The organism is Enterobacter sp. CFEC122, assembly GCF_052983755.1.
The window spans coordinates 257,252-278,094 of record NZ_JBRIQR010000002.1 but is presented as its reverse complement, the minus strand read 5'-3'; the positions used below and the strand labels follow the sequence as shown (position 1 = coordinate 278,094).

19 protein-coding genes and 2 pseudogenes are annotated in these 20,843 nt (G+C 58.3%); 10 read left to right on the top strand and 11 right to left on the bottom strand.

Annotated features, from left to right (window positions below; genetic code table 11):
* Positions 1-21 precede the first annotated feature (21 nt).
* From ACVCAM_RS03190 to budA, 4 genes and pseudogenes are all read right to left on the bottom strand, one after another.
* Entirely contained in the window at positions 22-495 is a 474-nt protein-coding gene (locus tag ACVCAM_RS03190) for a cold-shock protein (RefSeq protein WP_407223152.1), read from the bottom strand.
* Between the two features lie 131 nt (positions 496-626).
* Positions 627-1,397 (bottom strand): annotated as a pseudogene (locus ACVCAM_RS03185) ((S)-acetoin forming diacetyl reductase).
* Between the two features lie 20 nt (positions 1,398-1,417).
* Complete coding sequence (alsS, locus tag ACVCAM_RS03180) at positions 1,418-3,139, bottom strand: acetolactate synthase AlsS (protein ID WP_205735844.1); 1,722 nt, start codon at positions 3,137-3,139, stop codon at positions 1,418-1,420.
* Positions 3,111-3,890 (bottom strand): acetolactate decarboxylase, encoded by a 780-nt coding sequence (budA, locus tag ACVCAM_RS03175; RefSeq protein WP_407223783.1) that lies wholly within the window; start codon positions 3,888-3,890, stop codon positions 3,111-3,113. The genes alsS and budA overlap by 29 nt, the downstream gene beginning before the upstream one ends.
* Positions 3,891-3,995: 105 nt before the next feature.
* Here budA and ACVCAM_RS03170 point away from each other — a divergent pair, with 105 nt between their 5' ends.
* From ACVCAM_RS03170 to ACVCAM_RS03150, 5 genes are all read left to right on the top strand, one after another.
* On the top strand, positions 3,996-4,877 hold the full coding sequence (locus tag ACVCAM_RS03170; RefSeq protein ID WP_021242639.1) for a LysR family transcriptional regulator: 882 nt from the start codon (positions 3,996-3,998) through the stop codon (positions 4,875-4,877).
* 229 nt (positions 4,878-5,106) lie between these two features.
* Positions 5,107-5,562, top strand: a complete 456-nt coding sequence (locus ACVCAM_RS03165; RefSeq protein ID WP_032667558.1) for a hypothetical protein — start codon at positions 5,107-5,109, stop codon at positions 5,560-5,562.
* Positions 5,563-5,701: 139 nt separating this feature from the next.
* The gene (locus ACVCAM_RS03160; RefSeq protein WP_023293086.1) at positions 5,702-6,292 is read left to right on the top strand and encodes a hypothetical protein; all 591 of its coding nucleotides are present in this window, start codon (positions 5,702-5,704) and stop codon (positions 6,290-6,292) included.
* A gap of 282 nt (positions 6,293-6,574) precedes the next feature.
* Entirely contained in the window at positions 6,575-7,078 is a 504-nt protein-coding gene (locus tag ACVCAM_RS03155; RefSeq protein WP_025912670.1) for a DUF2569 family protein, read from the top strand.
* A gap of 230 nt (positions 7,079-7,308) precedes the next feature.
* Positions 7,309-7,608 (top strand): hypothetical protein, encoded by a 300-nt coding sequence (locus ACVCAM_RS03150; protein ID WP_127913798.1) that lies wholly within the window; start codon positions 7,309-7,311, stop codon positions 7,606-7,608.
* A gap of 115 nt (positions 7,609-7,723) precedes the next feature.
* Here the strand turns inward: ACVCAM_RS03150 and ACVCAM_RS03145 are convergent, their stop codons facing one another.
* Entirely contained in the window at positions 7,724-8,038 is a 315-nt protein-coding gene (locus ACVCAM_RS03145; RefSeq protein ID WP_008499398.1) for a DUF6678 family protein, read from the bottom strand.
* A 119-nt stretch (positions 8,039-8,157) separates the two neighbouring features.
* Between ACVCAM_RS03145 and ACVCAM_RS03140 the strand changes: the two are divergent.
* Positions 8,158-8,265, top strand: a pseudogene (locus ACVCAM_RS03140) (AraC family transcriptional regulator); the annotation flags it as partial.
* On the opposite strand, the gene ACVCAM_RS03135 reads toward ACVCAM_RS03140, so the two are convergent.
* Entirely contained in the window at positions 8,262-9,152 is an 891-nt protein-coding gene (locus tag ACVCAM_RS03135; protein ID WP_025912668.1) for an oxidoreductase, read from the bottom strand. The pseudogene ACVCAM_RS03140 and the gene ACVCAM_RS03135 sit on opposite strands and share 4 nt — an antisense overlap.
* 104 nt (positions 9,153-9,256) lie before the next feature.
* On the opposite strand from ACVCAM_RS03135, the gene ACVCAM_RS03130 reads away from it, so the two are divergent.
* Positions 9,257-10,378 (top strand): YbdK family carboxylate-amine ligase, encoded by a 1,122-nt coding sequence (locus ACVCAM_RS03130; RefSeq protein ID WP_407223151.1) that lies wholly within the window; start codon positions 9,257-9,259, stop codon positions 10,376-10,378.
* Here the strand turns inward: ACVCAM_RS03130 and ACVCAM_RS03125 are convergent.
* From ACVCAM_RS03125 to ACVCAM_RS03115, 3 genes are all read right to left on the bottom strand, one after another.
* Positions 10,308-13,463: an efflux RND transporter permease subunit gene (locus tag ACVCAM_RS03125; protein ID WP_407223150.1), complete on the bottom strand. Its 3,156-nt coding sequence runs from the start codon at positions 13,461-13,463 to the stop codon at positions 10,308-10,310. The two genes, ACVCAM_RS03130 and ACVCAM_RS03125, sit on opposite strands and share 71 nt — an antisense overlap.
* Before the next feature lie 9 nt (positions 13,464-13,472).
* Entirely contained in the window at positions 13,473-14,534 is a 1,062-nt protein-coding gene (locus ACVCAM_RS03120) for an efflux RND transporter periplasmic adaptor subunit (protein ID WP_179366804.1), read from the bottom strand.
* A gap of 110 nt (positions 14,535-14,644) precedes the next feature.
* Entirely contained in the window at positions 14,645-17,353 is a 2,709-nt protein-coding gene (locus ACVCAM_RS03115; protein WP_025912665.1) for a cation-transporting P-type ATPase, read from the bottom strand.
* A gap of 488 nt (positions 17,354-17,841) precedes the next feature.
* Here ACVCAM_RS03115 and ACVCAM_RS03110 point away from each other — a divergent pair, with 488 nt between their 5' ends.
* On the top strand, positions 17,842-18,090 hold the full coding sequence (locus ACVCAM_RS03110) for a DUF1158 domain-containing protein (protein ID WP_013097677.1): 249 nt from the start codon (positions 17,842-17,844) through the stop codon (positions 18,088-18,090).
* 54 nt (positions 18,091-18,144) lie between these two features.
* Here ACVCAM_RS03110 and ACVCAM_RS03105 read toward each other — a convergent pair whose 3' ends face one another.
* Positions 18,145-18,486 (bottom strand): RamA family antibiotic efflux transcriptional regulator, encoded by a 342-nt coding sequence (locus ACVCAM_RS03105; RefSeq protein ID WP_010428317.1) that lies wholly within the window; start codon positions 18,484-18,486, stop codon positions 18,145-18,147.
* Between the two features lie 32 nt (positions 18,487-18,518).
* Complete coding sequence (locus ACVCAM_RS03100; RefSeq protein ID WP_021241583.1) at positions 18,519-19,622, bottom strand: MBL fold metallo-hydrolase; 1,104 nt, start codon at positions 19,620-19,622, stop codon at positions 18,519-18,521.
* A gap of 190 nt (positions 19,623-19,812) precedes the next feature.
* Here ACVCAM_RS03100 and ACVCAM_RS03095 point away from each other — a divergent pair, with 190 nt between their 5' ends.
* Both ACVCAM_RS03095 and ACVCAM_RS03090 read left to right on the top strand, forming a co-directional pair.
* A complete protein-coding gene (locus ACVCAM_RS03095) occupies positions 19,813-20,403 on the top strand; it encodes a TetR/AcrR family transcriptional regulator (RefSeq protein WP_008499387.1) in 591 nt (196 codons plus the stop codon).
* Positions 20,393-20,761: an MmcQ/YjbR family DNA-binding protein gene (locus ACVCAM_RS03090; RefSeq protein ID WP_023293103.1), complete on the top strand. Its 369-nt coding sequence runs from the start codon at positions 20,393-20,395 to the stop codon at positions 20,759-20,761. Before ACVCAM_RS03095 ends, ACVCAM_RS03090 begins: the two co-directional genes overlap by 11 nt.
* The last annotated feature ends 82 nt before the right edge of the window (positions 20,762-20,843 follow it).

Sequence of the window (20,843 nt, the reverse complement as noted above, 5' to 3'; positions counted from 1 at the left end):
TAGCCGCCACCCGGCAAACAATTACTTCAGCAGCTTCACCGTGGCATCGATGTCGATCTCATCTTCGGTGAAGATCAGCGTCGTATTCTGGAAGGTGGTGATCGCCAGCTTCTTCACCGTGCGCATTTCGCCCGGCTTTTTATCGGATTTCGGCTTGATGCTGTTCATCAGCAGGCCCACCGACAGCACCGCGTTCTCTTTGTCGATTTTGGTATCAACGGGCTCTTCTTCGCTGAACACCACGAAGGATTTGATCGAGGTGAGCTTTACGCGCTCGCCTGCGATATAGAGATGTTTGCTTTCGGGGATCACCTTCACCGCGTAGGCGGAAAGGCCTTTGTTGTTGGTGGTAGGCTCGAAGGTCACCGCGGCATATTTCTTAATCAGATCGGGGTTCGCGACCTTAATCACATGAAAATAGCGGTTGTCGCCGTTTTCATCTTTGATAAATCCAAAGCCTTTATCTTTAAACCACGTTGTGATTGTACCGTTCATCGCTGTTACCGCCTGTCAGATCGTAATGACTAAAGTTTTGCAGCGCGCAGTGTAATGCACAATGACGGAGGAGACAAAAAAAAGCCCCTGCACGGGGGCAGGGGAAAACTCATGTCAGAGCTTATTAGAATTTAGTTGAACACCATCCCACCATCGATGAGCAGAGACTGGCCTGTCATGTAGTCAGAGTCCGGTCCTGCCAGGTATGAGACGCAGGCGGCGACATCTTCCGGTTCGGACAGGCGGCCAAGCGTAATGCGTTTGGCAAAAGTCTCGGTTCCGTAGCCGAGCGGTTTACCCGCCGCCTCGGAGACCTGACGGTCGATCTACGCCCACATCGGCGTTTTCACGATGCCCGGGCAGTAGGCGTTAACGGTGATCCCCAGCGGAGCAAGATCCCGCGCGGCGGTCTGAGTTAGGCCGCGCACCGCGAATTTACTGGAACTGTAGACGGCCAGCTCCGGGTTACCGGTGTGGCCCGCCTGGGAGCAGGCGTTAATGATCTTGCCGCCGTGCCCCTCTTTGCGAAACGCGTCAATCGCGGCCTGGATCCCCCAGATCACCCCTTTCACGTTGATGTTGTAGACCTTATCGACAATCTCCGGCGTGATGGATTCGATTGGCGTGGACGGCGCAACCCCGGCGTTATTGACGATCACGTGGAAACCGCCCAGCGCGGTGCGGGCTTTCTCTACCGCCGCAAATACCTGCTCGCGGTCAGAGACGTCCACCTTCACGGCGACGGCGTTACCGCCGTTGCGGATAATTTCATCGGCCACGGCTCTGGCCGTTTCCGCGTTATAGTCGGCAATGGCGACGGCAAAGCCATCCTTCACCAGGCGAAGCGCAATCGCTTTACCAATCCCCTGGCCTGAGCCTGTTACGAGAGCAACTTTTTGCATTTCTCTGTCCTTATGTTGAGTCACAAAATCTGGCTGAGATGGAGCTGGCCCATCAGCAGCGGGTTATCGCTGTAGTCAACGGGAATGGCCACCACGGCCGGGCCATCCACATCCATCGCCGCGCGCAGCGTGGGTTCGAGCGCGTCGGCGCTCTCCACGGCAAAGCCTTTCGCGCCAAAGGCGTCGGCATAGACTTTGAAATCGACCGGGCCGAACTCGACGCCGGAAAGACGCTGGTATTTTTTCTCTTCCTGAATGGCAACCATGTTGTAGCCGTTATCCACCCAGATGATGTGCAGCACGTTAGCGTTGAGGCGCACCGCGGTTTCCAGCTCCATGCTTGACTGCAGGAAGCCGCCGTCACCGGAGACCGACACCACCTTGCGGCCCGGGTTGACCAGCCACGCGCCAATGGCCCACGGCAGCGCGACGCCCATGGTCTGCTGGCCGTTGGAGATCATCACCTGGCGCGCCCGGAAGCTGTAGAGGTAGCGGGCGATCCAGATGTGGAAGCTGCCCATATCCACGGTGAGCGTCACGTCGTTATTCACGATGTCCTGCATGGCCCGCACGATGCGCAGCGGATGCAGGGCGAACTGATTAAGCGAGGCGCCGCGGCGATCGAGCAGATCGCGCTGATGCTGGCGGTCGACCAGAATTTCGGAGGCCCGCTGGCTCAGCTCAAGCTTATGGTCGATACGGTTCGCGAGCTGATTCAGCGTTTCGGCGATGTCCCCCACCAGCTCCAGATCCGGCACGTAGTTACGTTCTTCATAGGCAGGCAGCACGTCGATGTGCACCAGCGTGGCGTCGCCGCTGTTCCACATGGACGGCTCGTACTCCACCGGGCTGTAGCCGATGCAGATAATCAGGTCCGCCAGATGGAGCAGCCTGTCGCCCGCCTGGTTATTGAACAGACCGACGCGTCCGGCGAAGCGGGTGAAGTGCTCCTGATTCACCGCCCCGGCGGCCTGATAGGTGCTGGTGACCGGAATACGGCTTTTCTCCAGCAGCGTGCGCAGCGCCGCGCTGTTGGCGGGCTGGCTCGCCATCAGCCCCAGCAGGATGACCGGGTTTTTGGCCTTTTCGATAAGCTTCGCCACGTCGTTGATAGCGGATTCTGGTGCGGGGCCCATCAGCGCGGGACCGCTGGCGGGTAAAATCGCCCCCGTGGCGGGCTGGTCGACAATATCCTGCGGCAGGCTGACGAACGCGCCTCCCGGCCTGCCGTGCTCGGCGGCGCGAAACGCATTCGATACCACCTCAGCAATCGCGTCCGGCGCACTCACCTCCACGGCGTATTTGGTGACCGGGCTGAACATGGCGACGGTGTCCATGCTCTGGTGCACCAGCTTCGCTTTATCCGCCCGCTTCACCGCCCCGCCCAGCGCCACCACCGGGTCGCCTTCGCTGTTGGCGGTAGCAATGCCGGTGATCAGGTTCGAGCAGCCCGGCCCGGAGGTGACCAGCGCCACCCCGGCCTTGCCGGTCAACCGCCCTACCGCCGCCGCCATAAACGCCGCGTTCGCCTCGTGACGCACCGGGATGATCTCAATGGAGGAGTCCAGCAGAGAGTCAAAGACCTTGTCGATTTTCGCCCCCGGGATCCCGAAAACCTGCTTCACGCCCTGCGCTTCCAGCTGGCCGACAACCAAATCGGCGCCGTGCGCCCACTGACGTGACTGTTTCTCACTGTTCACGGTAGTTCTCCTGTTAGTTTTCGACGGCACGGATCGCCGCATCCAGATTGCTGGGGTGAAGGTTGGCCTGTAAAAAGGCGCTGTCGGCGGGCAGGTCAATCATCAGCTTGTGAATTTCACCGAAGGTGAGCACGCCGCTCTCCAGCTGGTAGTCCAGCAGATGGCCCCCGCCCTGACGGTCGTCGGTGATGAAGTGTTCGTGGTAACCCGCCACGTTGATCCCCTGCATATGCTGCGGCGTGCGGAACCCGACCAGCACCCCTTCGCGCTGGTTAAAGCGGAACACCGGCTGGTCGTCCAGCACGTCGGTCATCGCGCGGTACGGCGGCGTCTGGCGCGGTACAGTGCGGGTGTGGGCATGGCGGAAGTTGCCGTCAATGCGCAGCGCGCAGAACAGGTTATCGGAGGGGATCTGCTGGTCGATGACGTCGTGGATCTGCTGACGGCTGACCGGCGCGTCGAAGGTTTTACGGTACTGCGGCTGGAACCAGGTCATCACCGCGAACGGCGTTTTCTGCTCCGGCTTCGCGGCCCGGGCGCTGCCGTCGGCGCGCAGCTGGTACACCTGGCTACTGAAGGCAATCATTTCGCCGTCCAGCTCGTTGAAGGTGCCCAGACCAAAGTCACCGTGTGCCAGCAGATCGGCGATGGTGCTCTCCCCCTCGTACACGCCGCTTAGCAGGGCGCTCATTAGCGATGTCTGATAGATCACGCTGTCAGGATGCTGGGCGGAGAACCCGCGCAGGGTCTCGCACAAGCTGGCTTCACAGTCGCAGGCAGATGAATGCACCATCATGCTCGTCCTCTTCAACTTTATTTAGAAAGGTTAAATAAATGTTGACCCGATTCAGCAGAGAGTTCCAATATAGAAACCATGCTGGTTTGAGACGTTTTAGATATGGAACTTCGTTATCTGCGGTATTTTGTCGCGGTTGCACGCGAGCGACACTTCACCAGGGCGGCCGAAGCGCTGGGTATTTCACAGCCTCCTCTGAGTCAGCAGATCAAACGGCTCGAAGAGGAAGTGGGCACGCCGCTGTTCAGGCGCCTGACGCGGGGCGTGGAGCTGACCGAAGCGGGAGAAGCCTTCTACGAGGACGCCTGCAAGATCCTGGCGCTGAGCGACGCCGCGCTGGAGAAAGCCCGCGGCATCGCGCGCGGGCTGAACGGTAACCTGTCGATTGGCATCACCAGCTCCGATGCTTTTCATCCCAAAATTTTCGCGCTGATTCGCCAGTTTCAGGTGCAGAACATGGCGGTGCAGGTTCACCAGGTGGAAGCCAATATGTCGTCGCTGACGACGATGCTGGCGGAGGGTGAACTGGACATCGCCTTCGTGCGCCTGCCGTGCGAGAGCAGCAAGGCGTTCGAGCTAACAATCCTCGACCGGGAGCCGATGGTGGTGGCGCTGCATCGCGACCATCCGCTGGCGGCGTGCGATTCGCTGGCGTTAGAGCAGCTTCGGGATACGCCGGTGGTGTTGTTCCCGCAGGAGGTCGCGCCGGGCCTGTACGACCGGGTGCACGGCTGCTGCGAGCGGGCCGGGATCGACGTGCAGCACGCGCTGCAGTCGTCACAGCTTTCATCCTCCCTGAGCATGGTTTCCGCCGGCGGCGGGTTTGCGCTGGTGCCGAAATCCATGGCGGCCATTTCTCCGCCAAATGTCACCTACCACGCGCTGAGCTCGCCGGAGCTTTATACCGATATCGCGCTCTGCTGGCGGCGCTTTGAACGCTCGCGGACGGTGAAGCGGTTTCTGGCGATGATGAGCGAGGGGTAGCGGCCGGTTTGGTTGGTGGTTTTTGTAGGCCGGGTAAGGCGTAGCCGCCACCCGGCAATGCCCTTCTGGAAGCCGCCTCGCAAACCTGCAAGCAACCTTATGTAATTCAGGGTTATCCCCTTTCCATCCTTTTTTCACCGCCGTAAAGTGCCTGCGTTGCGGCCCATCCGTAACCGGGCGTAGGAACCCGTTAGCATAACGTGACATTTTTACTTAAAGAGGATGCTAAATGGCTACTGTCCCTGAGTTTTCTTATGCGCTCTCTGAAGAAAGCGCTGTTCACCACCTCATCGATCTTCAACTTTGCGATTCTGCAGATCTCTTCGAACTGGCTGACACCTGCGCCGCCTGTGTGAGCGTGCTGGTTGAAACTGACGATCCCGTGACGTTTTCTATACTTTGCGAGCGCTTGCTGGCACTGCTTAAACGCCTGCGTGAATGTTGCGATACAGAACTTCCCCCACATCTGGTTGAACAACTCATCGCGGGGGAGAAGATCGTTTCCTGCGTGCCGGACTGCTGGCAGGAGACGGCGTTGCAGGTGGATTATGCCGTGGCGTTGACGCTGGCAATCATGGGTGGAACGTTGCCTGCGCGCGTGGCGAAAGAACTCACCGGGTTGCTGCACGATATGGTCTGGCTGCTGGCGGAGTTTGTGAAGGAGCCGTATATCGCGGCGCACTGAGACGGGTGATGGAAGGCCGGAATTCTGCTGCTGCGGATGGGGGAGCATTTCGGCCAGATACCCCTCTCTTTTCCTGGTAATTGCTTGCGGAACGCCATCTGATACTCTGGCTGCACTCAAGGGATGACAAGGAAGAGAAATGCTGAATCCTGGATTCGTAACCCGCAAAGCGCTTGCTCAGTGGCAGGATGTCCCCGCTTTTTTACCTCAGTTCCAGTTTCATGAAAAACACCGAACGGTCATTCATACTGCGCATCCCGAACATATTCTGCCGTTGATTGCAAACTTTGACGTCCGGCAAGATGTCGTCATTCGGCGGCTGATGTTTTTACGGCAATTACCGCAGAAATTTCTGCGTAATCAGCAGGCTAACTCCATCGGCAACTTTGGCCTGCACAGTTTTACCCTTTTGAAAAACTCAGCATCTGAGCTCTGCTATGGCTTGCGAGGACAGTTCTGGCGTTCAGATTTTGGTCTGGAAAAAGTACCGGATGTCAGCGCTTTTCAGACGTCAGTGACGCCGGGCAGCGCGACATTGTTGCTACGCTATCAGGTAACGGAATTGGCGCCAGGGCAGCATGAACTCAATACAGAAACGTTCGTCTATTGCCCGGACAGAAGCACCCGGCTCAGAATGGCGGCTTACTGGCTGATAATCCGGGCGGGCAGCGGCTGGATCCGCAGGAGAACGCTGAAAGCGGTTAGGTTGAATATCGAGAAGCTGGACTGAAGTGCAACAGATAACCTTATGGCGTTCAGCATTAGCACTTCGCTTTAAATATCCGTTTCCGGACGAGAACTGCCGGGAAGAAATGTTTGAGGAGCGGTTATTAGCAAAAAGCGGTACCGATCAACCGCCTTTAAAATGAATACCTGCGCGGCGGATATTCACCCTTAACACAAATTTACGCGAAAAATTACCTGTACAGTACACTTATTTATCGGTCAGTTGCGTTTGTAATAGACTTCGTTTAATCTATTGTTAATTATAAAATTTACCAAAGGTCCATATATGGAATGGGGATGCATAAAGTGTGGGGTCGAAATACCTCAGGACAGAGAGTTTTGCGACAGTTGCGAAGATAAAAACTTCAGGAAAATTGGAGGTTTTCTTTTTCTCCCTCTTATAGGATTATTGGTCACTGCTGCTTCCTATCTTTTTGCAATGACAGATGCATTTAAATTTACGATAGAAAACTATTCGCATTTGAATGCAAATGCAAAAATCTTCTTCATGCTTTCCCTGGTTATTTATATTGGCGAATTTCTTTTTACAGTCACCGTTCTTTCATTTTTCCTAAAAAAGAAGAAATCGCTACCAAAGCTTTATGTTTTGTTTTTAATATCAATCGTGACGACAATGTCATTTAATACCTACTTGCTTTACATATTAATTCCTGGCGCTGAAATTGGATATAATGAACTTGTACCTGTTTTTAGAAACGTAATTACGGCTTTAATTTGGATTCCCTATTTCATAACCTCTGTTCGCGTAAAAAGAACGTTTATCCGATAAAAGCACGAGTGGCTTCATCATTTTGATGACAGAAGATGCATGGCTATACTAATGCACATACAGTCATCAACACTGAGCGGACGCTATCACCGTCCGCTCATTATACGGAAAGGGCAGAAAAGTGGGTAAGGTCCGCACTGAGTTAAGAACGGACACTCTTGTAGAAAGCATGGCGTCGGATTATAGTGAGAGCATTGATTGATAAGTGAGTAGAATCAGAACAGTAGCCAATGAAACAAAAACTTCGCAAACGTAACCAGGACTGGATATCAAGGCAATTACAACGTGCGCGCAAAGAGAAAATGCCGTTAAGTTTCTTTATTAATTTTCCTTCAATACGAGCAACTGCGTGTAATGGTCAGCGCCTTAAACGGCGTGGTCGTCTCAAGCCTGACTGGAGTCGCGCATTGTTTCATCCGGGGTGGGGAGAAGTGCCGATTATTGGACCGCAAGGCTCAGTGTATTGGTTTGAGGGGTTTGATAAGGAACAATTACCTGCAGAATTGATGCCGCTATGGGAAGATGTTTGATTGTATTGACTTTGAATTAATAACTTTCAGTGTAACGCTTAGACAGTGAGGAGTAGAGGCCAATTCTACTCAAAGACTAACGTATTCCTGTTAGCCATTAACCGATTTTATCTAGTTAAAGATAATCTACATAGCTGACCGAATCTGCGTATCCCCAAATTCTATAACCGGTTGATACCTCGATTCCTGGGAGATGAATAGCGCGAAGAATAGTACCTACCATGGTATGTTGTTCAACTGAGTTTGTCATAATATCAAGATACTTGATATCCAAATAGCCACCTTCACAGAAATGGTAAAACCACTCGCCATCAACTGCAGATTCATAGCCATTGAGAAAAGTGATTTTCCATAAGGGGGAAGATTCAATGCTAACCATTGCCATGCGGATCTCATTCCATTTTGTATTATTCATGCAGCTATAAAGCATTTGAACCTCCCGGGATCTGCTCCCGACAGATTAACACGCTACCAGGATAACAACGTAAAATTATGGCACAAAGCTGAACTTCATATTCACTTGTCTTCCCCCCTCTCTATCGCCCCACCGCCACTCTCAGGTACGAATCCGTGAACGCGTTTATCACCATGTTCATAAAAGTGATGGGCAGCACGGCCGCCCATTACTTTGCCGAACGGAAAAACAGTAACCGTTAACCCGGCCCCTCGCTCCCCGCCGCCAGCAGCGGCACCACCACGTCGCTGATGGGCACCGCAATGCCGTGTTTGCGGCCGTAGCGCTGGATCACGCCGTTGCGGATGTCCCACTCCATCGGGCGATCCGCCTGACGGTCAGCGAGAATCGACGTGCCGAGGTCCTCAGGCGCGCGCTGAAAGTTCGCCAGAATCTCCTGCGCCACGTCATCGGCCAGCTTCGCCCCCTCGGCGCGGGCGACAGTAAGCCCCTCGCGCAGGTAGGCCAGCGCAAGCTCGCTGATATCCTCGCGCCTGAACATCCCGGCGCGGCGGTTAGCGAGCACCATCAGCCCGGCGACCGCGTTTTGCAGCAGCTTGCGCCAGGCGACGGTGGGGAAATCAGCCGACAGTTCAACTTCACAGCGCGTACCGCGAAGCGCCTCGGCCACCCGCTGCGCCTGCGGCACGTCCGGCAGCGTCAGGCGCGGCTTCGCCCGTAGCCAGACGGAGGCATCCGGCTCGCGCTGCGCCGGGAACCAGACCACCGACGGCAGCACCGTTGCGCCACTGACCAAAGGCTCAAGCTGCGCCTTCTGCTCTACGCCATTTTGCAGCGCGCAGACCACGGTATTTTCATCGCAAAGGGCGCGCAGCCACCCGGCGCTGTCGGCATTTTGCGTCGTTTTTACCGCGATAAACACGAGGTCAACGGGGCGCGTGATGGCCGCTGGATCGGTTAATACCGGACCGGGCACCACCGTTTCACCTTCATCGTGACGCAGGCGTAATTCCGGATGCGCGGTGCGTCCGCAGAGCAGCGGCTTGCGGCCCGCGTCATGCAACACCGCGGCAATGGTGGTGCCAATCGCACCGGGACCAATCAGCGCAATGGTTGGATAGTCAGACATGAGTCACTCCCCTTTTGCTAAGCCTGCTATCAGTTATACCACCCTGAGACGAGCGCGCCACACCCGTTGTCTATACTCAACATTCACAGACAACGGAGTGCGCCATGCCTTTACCCGATTATAAATCCTCTGAACCGTTCACCCTTGGCATCGAGCTCGAACTGCAGGTGGTTAACCCGCCGGGATACGACCTCAGCCAGGACTCCTCCGCGCTCATCGCCGCCGTCAAAGACGACATCAAAGGCGGAGAGGTCAAACACGACATTACCGAAAGCATGCTCGAAATCGCCACTGGCGTGTGTCAGACCATCGACCAGGCGGCGGCGCAGTTCTCGGTGATGCAGCAGAGCATCCTGCGCGCCGCGGCGGAGCAGCATATCCAGATCTGCGGCGGCGGGACGCACCCGTTCCAGAAGTGGCAGCGTCAGGAGGTGTGCGACGACGAGCGCTATAACGTCACGCTGGAGCGCTTTGGCTATCTGATTTTGCAGGCGACGGTATTCGGCCAGCACGTGCACGTCGGCTGCCGGACCGGGGATGACGCCATTTACCTCCTGCACGGCCTGTCGCGCTTTGTACCGCACTTTATTGCCCTGGCGGCCGCCTCGCCGTACATGCAGGGCACCGACACGAAGTTCTCCTCGTCGCGGCTCAATATCTTCTCCGGGTTCCCGGATAACGGACAGATGCCGTGGGTCAACAGCTGGCAGGAGTTTGAAGGGCTGTTCCGCCGCCTGAGCGCCACCAGCATGATCGACAGCATCAAAGATCTGCACTGGGATATTCGCCCCAGCCCGCATTTTGGCACCGTGGAGGTGCGGGTGATGGATACGCCGCTGACGCTCGGCCACGCGATTAACATCGCCGGGCTGATTCAGGCCACGTCGCACTGGCTGCTGACCACGCGGCCGTATAAGCATCAGGAACGGGATTTTCTGCTCTACCGTTTTAACCGTTTTCAGGCGTGTCGCTACGGGCTGGAGGGGATCCTGACGGACGTGCACACCGGCGAGCACAAAACCGTGGCGGAAGATATCGCCTGGCTGCTGGAGCAGGTGGCGCCGTCGGCCGAGAAGCTCGGCGCGACAAGCGCAATCAATGAAATTGCCCTGCTGTTAAAGCAGGGCAAGAGCGAGGCGCAGCGCATGCGGGACTTTATCGCCGACGGCGGCTCGCTGATTTCTCTGGTGCAGAAGCACTGCGAGCTGTGGGCGACGAGTCCGTAAGGCCGTGACCCCACTCCCGCAGGCGCTGGAACAGCACGAACAGGGCCGGGATGAACAGAATCCCCACCACGGTCGCTACCAGCATGCCGCTGAACACCGTGGTGCCGATGATGCGGCGGCTCTGGGCGCCCGCCCCGGTCGCCAGCATCATCGGCAGAACGCCGATAATGAACGACACGGCGGTCATCATCACCGCGCGGAAGCGGCGCGAGGCCCCTTCCCGCGCGGCATCGACAATCGCCATTCCGTCCATACGCCGCGCGCGGGCAAACTCCACGATAAGAATCGCGTTTTTGGCCGCTAGTGCGATCAGCAATACCAGACCAATCTGCACGTACACGTCGTTGGCGTAGCCCGCCAGCCACAGCCAGACCAGCGCCCCGCCGAGGGCGAACAGCACCGAGAGCATCACGCTCGCCGGGAGCGTCCAGCTCTCGTACTGGGCGACGAGGAACAGCCACGCCATCACCACCGCCGCCAGCACGATCCAGATCGCCTGATTGCCGGTCTGCTGTTCCTGGTACGACATGCCGCTCCAGGCGTAGTCGTAGCCGGCTGGTAGGCTCTGCGCCAGAATCTCGCCCATCGCCGCCATGGCGGTGCTGCTGCTCACCCCAGCCGCTGCCGAGCCGCTCACCGACACGGACGGGAACTGGTTGTACTGCTGCAGGAACGGCGCGCCGACGGTCGGCGTGATGGTGACGAGGTTGCTCAGGCGCACCCGCTCGCCGCTGTTGCTGCGCACGAACAGCTCGCCGATCTGCTCGGCGCGCTCGCGCCACTGCATCTCGTTCTGCATTACCACGTGGTAGACGCGGTTGTTGATGCTGAAATCCCCGGCGCGGGTGCCGCCAAAGGCGGTTTGCAGGCTGCTGAAGATGCGCGATACCGGCACGTCGAGGCGGGCGGCGCGCTCGCGGTCAACGGACAGCGTCAGCTGCGGCACGTTGCTGCTCCAGGTGGTGAACACGCGGGTCAGCTGCGGGTGCTGGTTGGCTTTCATCAGCACCTCGCGGGTGACGCGCTCCAGCTCCGCCGGGCTCTGCCCCGCCTGAGACTGGATACGCAGGTCGAAGCCCGAGGCGTTGCCCAGCCCCGGCAGCGTCGGCGGCGCGAAGGTCATGATGGTCGCCTCCGGCAGGGCCAGCAGCTGGCGCTGCAGGGTACCCATCACCTCATCCAGCGGCGGACGCGCGCTCCAGTCTTTGAGCATGATGGAGATAAACCCGCCGTTGGAGGCGCTGGTGCCGTTGAGGATGTTAAACCCGGAGACCTGAATCACGTCTTCCACCGCCGGATTTTGGGCGATCAGCTCCCGCGCGGTGGTCATCACCGCTTCGGTGCGCTCCAGCGAAGCCGCTTCCGGCAGCTGAACGCTGGCGAAGAAGTAGCCCTGGTCCTCCTGCGGCAGGAAGCCTTTTGGCATCGACATAAAGCTGAACAGCATGACGGCCGCCGCGCCTGCGGTGGCCAGCAGCGCGAGCCACGGGCGCAGGTTTAAGACCTGCACGATACGGGTGTAAAAACCGCGCGTGGCGTCCAGCCCGCAGTTGAAGGCGCGATAAACGGCCGCCGGTTTCTCCGGGCGCGGACGCAGCAGCATCGCGCACAGCGCGGGCGTCAGGGTCAGCGCCACCAGGCTTGAGAGCGTCACGGCCGTCGAGAGCGTCACCGCGAACTGGCGGTACAGCTCGCCGACAATCCCCGGCAGCAGCGCCACCGGCACAAACACCGCCAGCAGCACCAGCGTGGTGGCAATCACCGGCCCGGCAATCTGGCGCAGCGCCAGCGCGGTTGCCGCCGTGCGGCTCTGCCCTTCCGCCATCAGCGTTTCGACGCTCTCCACCACCACGATGGCGTCATCCACCACCATGGTCAGCGCCAGAATGATGGCGAACAGGCTCAGCGTGTTGGCGGAGTAGCCGAGCGCGTAGAGCACCGCAAAGGTGCCCACCAGCGACACCGGAATGGCGAGGGCGACAATCAGCGTCGCGCGCCAGCTCTGCAGGAACAGGGAAACGACCACCACCACCGCCAGCATCGTCAGCGCCAGCGAGACGCCGATCTCTTTAATGGTGGCAGCCACAAAAGAGGTGGTGTCGAATTTCACCTCATAAACCAGGTCGTCCGGGAAGCGCGTTGAGAGGCGTTCCAGCTCCGCGCGTACCGCATCGGCCACGCGCAGGGCGTTGGCGGACGGCGTCGGGTAGATACCCAAATAGGCGGAGTCATGCCCGTTCAGCTGCGCGCCGGAGCTGTAGCTGCGCGAGCCGAGCTCGATGGTGGCGACGTCCTTCAGGCGCACCAGCTGGCCCATCTCCCCGGCGCGAATAATGATGTCGGCAAACTCGTCGGCCTGGCTTAAGCGCCCCAGCCCGTTGATGGTCAGGGTCTGCTGCTGGCCGTTAAACACCGGCGGGGTGCCCACCTGGCCGGCCGCGCCCTGTACGTTCTGCTCGCGCAGCGCCTGTGCCACGTCATCGGTGGTGACGTTCAGGGCGTTCATGCGGTCCGGGCGTAGCCAGATGCGCATGCTGTAGTCGCGCGCGCCGAACATCTGCACCTGCCCCACGCCGGGCAGACGCGACAGCGCCTCGCGCACCTGGGTGCTGGCGTAGTTGCTGACGAACAGCGGCGTGTGGGTGTTATTCGGTGAGTAAAGACTTACCCCCATCATCAGGTTGGTGGCGCGCTTGCGCACCTGCACGCCGTTTTGCTGCGCCTCGGTGGGCAGCTGCGCCACGGCCTGCGCCACGCGGTTTTGCACGTCGATGGCGGCGAGATCCGGATCGGTGCCCGCCGCAAAGGTGATGTTCAGGCTGTAAGTGCCTTCGTCCGAGCTGGTGGACTCCATATAGAGCATATGGTCCACGCCGTTCAGCTGCGTCTCCAGCGGCGTGGCGATGGCCTCCGCCACGTCGGCCGAGCTGGCGCCCGGCCAGCTGGCAGAGACGTTCACCACCGGCGGCGCGATCTGCGGGTACTGCTCCACCGGGATAATCCTCAGCGCAATGGCCCCCAGCAGGGTGATGACCAGCGCAATCACCATCGCGAAGCGCGGGCGTTTGATGAAAAACGTCAGCATGATGGCTCCTTAATTGAGTATCTGGACGGCAGCGCCGGGCTGCACGCGCTGCGCGCCGTCAGTAATCGCTCGCTCACCGGGCTTCACGCCAGAGGCAATCTGGAACTGCTGGCTAATCTGACCAGCCACGTTCAGCGGGCGCATTTCGGCGTTGCCGTCGGCATTAACCACCCAGGCAAAGAAGCCGTCGCCGTTCTGCTGGACTGCGGCGGCGGGGAGGGTCAGCACCGGCTGCTCGCTTGCCGGGCGCAAAAACACGTTCACATTGCCGCCGGGCAGCAGCTGATGGCGCGGATTGGCAAACTCGGCGCGCAGCATCACGCTGGCGGTACGCGGGTCAACGCGGTTATCCACTGACGTCAGCTCGCCGCTGACGCGCTGGCCGTTGCTGTCGATCAGCGCCTGCCAGGCACGCTTCATGGCGTTGATATCCGCATACTGTCCGGCTTTGGCGGCAAATGCCCCCTCTTCCAGCGCAAAGGCGATGCGGATCGGGTCAAGCTGCACCACCTCCACCAAAACGCCGCTCGCCGGGTTGACCAGGCTACCCACGTGGAAGCTGCTGTGCCCCACGCGGCCGTCAATCGGCGAGGTGATGCGGGTGTAGCTCAGGGTGACGCGGCGGGCGTCGAGCCGGGCCTTCGCCTGCTCGAGAGCGGCGCTGGCGACGTCGCGCTGCATGCGGGCGTTGTCCACGTCGTGGCGGCTGATGGCGTTGCTGCTGCCGAGACTTTCAAAGCGGGAAAGCTGCTGCTGCGCCTGGCGCAGCGTGGCTTCGGCGCTTTTCACTTCGGCCTGCGCCAGGCGCAGGGCGGCGCGCGGCTCGGCGTCGTCCAGCTCAAACAGCACGTCGCCTTTTTTCACGTACTGCCCGTCGCGGAAGTGGATTTTGGCGATCGCGCCTTCCGTGCGCGCCCGTAGCTCAACGGTGTGAATGGCTTCGATGCGGCCCGGGATCTGGCGCTCGGCGGCGTGGGCGGTTTGCTCCACGGTGGCGACGCGAACGGGAATGGCGGCGAATGCGGGTTGCAGGGTGCAGGCGAGGAGCGCGAACAGGACCGGGAATTTCATGGGAGTACCTCAGGGTTGTTGCCCTCACCCAGGCCCTCTCCCACAGGGAGAGGGCGGTCAGAGTCCCCTCTCCCCGTGGGAGAGGGTTAGGGTGAGGGGTAAGGTTTTCGTTATGCAGCCTTACGGAACCTGCGGGTCAGCCGCTTCTCGATTTCGACGACGAAGAACATCACGCCTGCAACGGCCAGGGTCACAAACCAGTAGCGCAGCGGCAGGGCTTCGGTACCGAACAGCATCTGCATAAACGGCAGGTAGATAATCGCCGCCTGGAGCAGGAACAGCACGCCCGTCACCAGCCAGATCCCTTTGTTCGCCAGCAGACCGCGGTTGAGGGAGAACCCTTCGGTGTTGCGGCAGTTAATCATGTACACCCACTGGGCGCAGACCAGCATCTGCAGCAGCACGGTGCGGATGAACTCCGCGCTGTGGCCGCGCGGGGCCAGCCAGGCTTCCAGCGCAAAGGCGGCGATGGCAATCATGGTGCCGACGAAGGCCACGCGCCAGACGGCGTAGGCGTCCATCACGTGCTGGCCGGTCTGACGCGGCGGACGGCGCATGATGTTGCGCTCGGCGGCTTCAAAGGCCAGGCCGAAGGAGAGCGTGGCGGAGGTCGCCATGTTCATCCACAGGATCAGCACCGGCGTCAGCGGAATGATGTTCCCCGCCAGCAGCGCAATCACAATCAGCAGCCCCTGCGCCAGGTTGGTCGGCATGATGAACAGGATGGTCTTCTTCAGGTTGTCGTAAACGCGACGCCCCTCTTTCACCGCGCTGGCAATGGTGGCGAAGTTATCGTCCGTCAGGACCATGTCCGCCGCCTCTTTGGTCACTTCCGTGCCCTTAATGCCCATCGCAATGCCCACGTCCGCCTGACGCAGCGCCGGGGCGTCGTTCACGCCGTCACCGGTCATGCCGACAATTTCACCTTTGTCCTGCAGCGCTTTCACCAGGCGCAGCTTATGCTCCGGGCTGGTACGGGCGAAGATGTCATACTTCACCGCGGCTTCCGCCAGCGCGGCGTCGTCCATCTTCTCCAGCTCATAGCCGGTGACCGCCTGCTCGCTGTTGCTGATCCCCAGCATCTGCCCGATGCTCATTGCCGTCTGCGGGTGATCGCCGGTGATCATCTTCACGCGGATCCCCGCCTGCTGGCAGGCGTTAATCGCGTCAATCGCTTCCGGACGCGGCGGATCCATCATCCCGGCGATGCCGAGGAAGATCAGACCGTGGCTCAGATCGTCGTGCGTCAGTTCCTGCTCGCCGTTCGCCGGCTTGAACGCCGCGGCGACCATGCGCAGCCCCTGACGCGCATAGCGCTCCATCTCACTTTCCCAGTACGCGCGGTTGAAGGCTTCCGCACCGTGACGGGTCTGCTGCTGCGCGCAGAGGGCGAAAATGACGTCCGGCGCCCCGGTGATCAGGATCTGCTCCTCACCGCCAATCTGGTAGTGGGTGCTCATGTACTTGTACTGCGAGTCGAACGGGATTTTGTTAACCAGCGTGGTCGTGACCGGCTCAAGGTTGGCCTTCGCCGCCAGCACCTTCAGCGCGCCCTCGGTCGGCCCACCGGTAATGCCCCACAGCCCGCGCTCGTCCTGAATCAGCTGGCTGTCGTTACACAGGTCGATGGTGCGCAGGTACTGCTCCAGCACGGTGCCCGGCTGGATGTGGACCGGCTCGTCGCTGCCTTCCAGGTAGAGGTTACCCACCGGCTCGTAGCTGTTGCCGTCCACGCGGTAGCAGGCGTCGGCGGTGATGATGGCTTTGACCGTCATCTCGTTCATGGTCAGGGTGCCGGTTTTATCCGAGCAGATCACGGTCATCGCGCCAAGCGTTTCCACCGTCGGCAGCTTGCGGATGATGGCCCGCTTGCGCGCCATCGCCTGCACGCCCAGGGAGAGGATGATGGAGATAATCGCCGGCAGACCTTCCGGTACGGAGGCGACCGCCAGGCTGATCAGGGAGAGCAGCAGCTCGCCCATTGGGATCTCGCGGAACGCCAGGCTGAAGACAAACAGCGCGGCCATCATCGCCAGAATAATCGCGAAGATCGCCTTACCCAGCTTGTCCATCTGCACCAGCAGCGGCGTACGGTGCTTCTCGATACCCGCCATCATCTGGTTGATGTGGCCGAGTTCCGTATCCTGACCGGTGGCGGTGACCACGCCGATGCCGCCGCCCGCGCTGACGGTCGTCCCGGAGAAGACCATATTGGTGCGATCGCCCAGCGGTAATTCGCCGCTCAGCGGATTAACGTGTTTATCCACCACGGTGGATTCACCGGTCAGAATCGCCTCTTCCACGCGTAAATTATGCGCTTCAATTAAACGCATATCCGCCGGAATACGATCCCCCGCACGCAATACAATAATATCGCCCGGGACTATTTCAGTTGTGGGAATTGTTTCATGGTTGCCGTTACGAATAACGCGCGCCTCGCTGGCGAGCATATTACGAATACTCTTCAGGGATTTTTCCGCGTTGCTTTCCTGAATATGACCAATTAAGGCATTGATTACCGCAACGCCCAAAATAACCAGCGTATCAACCCAGTGGCCCATTACTGCCGTTAATACGGCGGCGGCCAGCAGGACATAAATCAGCACATCATTAAAATGGGCCAGGAAACGCAGCCAGGCGGGTTTGCCTTTTTTCTCCGGCAGCGCGTTCGGCCCTGTTTTTTGCAGACGCGCCTGCGCCTCTGCACGGTCCAGGCCGCTGGCCTGGCTCTGCGCGTGTGCAAGCACCTGCTCTACGGTCTGCTGGTATGCCAGCCCGCCGGAAGGCGGCACGTTCGGAATCACTTTTTTTTCAGTCATCGTATTTTTCCTTCAATTTCCGGTGAACAGAAGCCTGAATTCCTTTCGGGCTTAAATAAATTCATTTTAAAGTCTTGCGGGTAAAATTGATCTACCGCAATATAATGACTTCTCGGTTATTCAAAACTGATTAAAACTATTTCGACGATCTGATTTTTACAAAATATTTCTAAACCAAAACTAAACGAGGGGGAACCATGTGGGGTATTTATCGCGGGCGCAGACTGGTGTTATACGTTATCGCGGCCATTGTTATTGCCACGTTAATTGGTTATAGCACCTATACATTTGTAAAATTATTTTCCTGATGCGGACGTTTATTTACACTACGCGATAATTATTTAATCGCGTCTGGGATATTTATCTATTTCTGTTAATTATTCAAAGAATAGCGCATTCGTTTTATCCGTAAACGTGCGCCGGGTTTATATTGCTTTACGTTCCGGGATGCCGGACAATGACATTTTTAACTGACGATTAACATTACGATGAAACACCCGCTAGAGTCGCTGCTCACCGCAGGCGGCATTTTATTGCTGGCACTGCTTTCATGCCTGCTGCTCCCTGCGCCTTCGCTTGGGCTGGTACTGGCGCAGAAGCTGGTTCAGACCTTTCACATGGTCGATCTTAACCAGCTCTATACCATTCTGTTCTGCGTGTGGTTTTTACTGCTCGGGGCGATTGAATTCTTTGTGCTGCGTTTCGTCTGGCGACGCTGGTTTTCACTGGCGTCATGAGCCCATAAAAAGGCCGGGTGGCGGCTACGCCTTACCCGGCCTACACGCGACAGGTTAATGTGTCTGGCTATGGTTCTCTTTACGGTACGCGCCAGGCGGCTGGTTGAACGTGCGGGTAAAGATGCGGGTAAACGTCTGCTGCGAGTCAAACCCGTAACGCAGGCAGATGTCGTACACCCGGGCGTCGGATTCACGCAGATCGCGCGCCGCCAGCAGCAGCTTGCGTTCACGGATATAGCGCCCCAGACTCTCCCCTTTGTACTGCATAAACAGCCGCTGCAGGTGCCACTTCGAGTAACCCGCGTGGCGGGCAATCTCTTCTATTCGTAATGGCTGGTGCAGATTGTCGTCGATCCATTCGACGATAGTGTCGATGACTTGAGCGGAAATGGTCATACTGCTGTCCCCCTCTGCTTCTCGCTTAAACATTATTCCCACCACGCACGAAAGGTTTGCGCGGTGTCGCTTACCCGGACGGGCTCGCCCAGTTCCGGCGTCAGCAACCGATAATTTTTATCCTGGCTGGCTTTTGCCAGCTGGATCAGCGGATCGTTCCAGGCGTGTTTCGCCAGCACGAAGCGTCCGTTATGCCCGGGCACCACGGCTTTCGCGTTCAGATCCGCCGAGGCCTGCGCCGTTTCCTCCGGCAGCATGTGGATGTACTTCCAGTCCTGGTCGTACTGGCCGTTTTCCATGATGGCGACGTCCACTTCGCCAAACTGTTCACCGATGGCCCTGAAGTGCGGGCCGTAACCGGAATCCCCGCTGTAGTAAACCTTCTGCTCTGGCGTGACGAACATGAAGCTGCCCCACAAGGTGCGATCGCGTTTGATGCCGCGGCCGGAGAAGTGACGCGCCGGCAGAACGTGCACCGTCAACGCATCGCTGATGCGCACCGACTGGTTCCAGTCGCGTTCGTCGATAATCTCGGGCTTCATCCCCCAGTAACGCAGGTGGGAGCCGACGCCCAGCGGCGTCACCACCCGCTTCACCTTCGGCAGTAGCGCCCTGATGGTGGCGTAATCCAGATGATCGTAGTGATCGTGCGAGATAATCAGCAGGTCGATCGCCGGCATGATTTCTGCCCGCCACGGATACTCGCCGGCAAAAGCCTTATTGAGGAACGAGAACGGCGCGGCATAGTTGCCAAGAACCGGGTCAATCAGGATGCGTTTGCCCGCGAGCTGCAGATACCACGAGGAGTGACCAAGCCACACCAGGGTGTCCTGCTCCAGCGGCAGGCTCGCAAGATCGGTTTTCACCAGCGGCAGCGGCTGGGCCGGGCGAGCGTTTTCGGTTTTTTTGGTCAGAAACTCCCACATCGCGACCAGCATATTTTTGTCACCGTTATAACCCGGCGTCGGCAGCGTATTGTGGAATTTCCCCTCGCGATACTGTGGAGAGGCCTCCACTTCAGTAAGCCGTTCACCCTGCGGCGGCTGGCCGAATCCGGCATTCAGAACAAACGGTAAACTCGCGGCTGAAGCAATAATCATGATTAACACCACGCAGATGAAGAGAGGTTTTTTCATATCCTGACCCGAAAACGCGCCCCATCCGATAGCGTGCGCAGGGTAAACTTGATTATGAGTGAGTAAGCACTCATTATAGATATGATGATAAAGTCGTCAAGACGTTTTCGATCTTTGACATTCCGCGTTGCAGCGTGTCAAAGCACGTGTTTCAATCAGGGTTTTTATAATTGACAGGAGGAAAAATTTAGTGGCACGTCCGAAGAGTGAAGATAAAAAACAGGCCTTACTGGACGCCGCAACCACGGCGTTTGCACAGTCAGGTATTGCCGCCTCAACGGCGCTCATTGCCCGTAAGGCGGGCGTCGCCGAAGGCACCCTGTTCCGCTACTTTGCTACGAAAGACGATCTGCTGAATGCCCTCTATCTGCACCTGAAGCAGGATCTCTGCCAGACCATGCTGGCGAACCTCGATCGCACCATTACGCTGCCCAAAGAACATACCCGCAATATCTGGAACAGCTATGTGGACTGGGGTATTCGTAACCCCGTTGCCCATGCGGCGATCCGCCAGATTGGCGTCAGTGAAAAGCTGAGCGCCGAAACGGAACAGGCGGTGAAAGAGATGTTCCCGGAGCTGCATGAGCTCTGCCGCCGCTCGGTGCGTCAGGTGTTTATGTCTGATGAATTTAAAACGTTTGGCGATGCGCTTTTCTTATCGCTGGCCGAAAGCACGATGGAATTTGCCACCCGCGATCCGTCCCGCGCCGTTGAATTTAAAGCGCTCGGCTTTGAGGTAATGTGGCGCGGGCTTGCCCAGGAAGAGAGCGATGGACAGTAAAACGTTGCAGGAACACGCAAAACGCGTGGCGCTGGAACTGCCGTTCACCGAACACTGCTGGCCGTTTGGGCCGGAGTTTGACGTGTTTAAAGTGGGCGGGAAAATTTTCATGATTGTGGCCGTCGCGCACGGGCGGCCGCACGTTAGCCTGAAGTCAGACCCGGAAAAATCGCTGTTAAATCAGCAGATTTATCGCGGCGTTGAACCGGGCTATCACCTCAACAAAAAGCACTGGATTTCCCTTTACGGTACGGACGACGTGACGCCGGAACTGGTTACCGATCTCATCAATGATTCCTGGCATCTGGTGGTGGATAAACTGCCGAAAAAAGACCAGAAGTGGATCCGGCCGGTCTGATTGTTCGTCTGAGACGAACAGATTAAGCGCTCGAATTGCCCTTATCTTTTTCCGCGTCCCGCTGTAATCTGCTCACCTTTCG

Coding starts and splice junctions, on each gene's coding strand:
- ACVCAM_RS03190 (WP_407223152.1), bottom strand. CDS start 495: ATGAACGGTACAATCACAACGTGGTTTAAAGATAAAGGCTTTGGATTT.
- alsS (WP_205735844.1), bottom strand. CDS start 3,139: ATGCGGCGATCCGTGCCGTCGAAAACTAACAGGAGAACTACCGTGAAC.
- budA (WP_407223783.1), bottom strand. CDS start 3,890: ATGGTGCATTCATCTGCCTGCGACTGTGAAGCCAGCTTGTGCGAGACC.
- ACVCAM_RS03170 (WP_021242639.1), top strand. CDS start 3,996: ATGGAACTTCGTTATCTGCGGTATTTTGTCGCGGTTGCACGCGAGCGA.
- ACVCAM_RS03165 (WP_032667558.1), top strand. CDS start 5,107: ATGGCTACTGTCCCTGAGTTTTCTTATGCGCTCTCTGAAGAAAGCGCT.
- ACVCAM_RS03160 (WP_023293086.1), top strand. CDS start 5,702: ATGCTGAATCCTGGATTCGTAACCCGCAAAGCGCTTGCTCAGTGGCAG.
- ACVCAM_RS03155 (WP_025912670.1), top strand. CDS start 6,575: ATGGAATGGGGATGCATAAAGTGTGGGGTCGAAATACCTCAGGACAGA.
- ACVCAM_RS03150 (WP_127913798.1), top strand. CDS start 7,309: ATGAAACAAAAACTTCGCAAACGTAACCAGGACTGGATATCAAGGCAA.
- ACVCAM_RS03145 (WP_008499398.1), bottom strand. CDS start 8,038: ATGCTTTATAGCTGCATGAATAATACAAAATGGAATGAGATCCGCATG.
- ACVCAM_RS03135 (WP_025912668.1), bottom strand. CDS start 9,152: ATGTCTGACTATCCAACCATTGCGCTGATTGGTCCCGGTGCGATTGGC.
- ACVCAM_RS03130 (WP_407223151.1), top strand. CDS start 9,257: ATGCCTTTACCCGATTATAAATCCTCTGAACCGTTCACCCTTGGCATC.
- ACVCAM_RS03125 (WP_407223150.1), bottom strand. CDS start 13,463: ATGCTGACGTTTTTCATCAAACGCCCGCGCTTCGCGATGGTGATTGCG.
- ACVCAM_RS03120 (WP_179366804.1), bottom strand. CDS start 14,534: ATGAAATTCCCGGTCCTGTTCGCGCTCCTCGCCTGCACCCTGCAACCC.
- ACVCAM_RS03115 (WP_025912665.1), bottom strand. CDS start 17,353: ATGACTGAAAAAAAAGTGATTCCGAACGTGCCGCCTTCCGGCGGGCTG.
- ACVCAM_RS03110 (WP_013097677.1), top strand. CDS start 17,842: ATGAAACACCCGCTAGAGTCGCTGCTCACCGCAGGCGGCATTTTATTG.
- ACVCAM_RS03105 (WP_010428317.1), bottom strand. CDS start 18,486: ATGACCATTTCCGCTCAAGTCATCGACACTATCGTCGAATGGATCGAC.
- ACVCAM_RS03100 (WP_021241583.1), bottom strand. CDS start 19,622: ATGAAAAAACCTCTCTTCATCTGCGTGGTGTTAATCATGATTATTGCT.
- ACVCAM_RS03090 (WP_023293103.1), top strand. CDS start 20,393: ATGGACAGTAAAACGTTGCAGGAACACGCAAAACGCGTGGCGCTGGAA.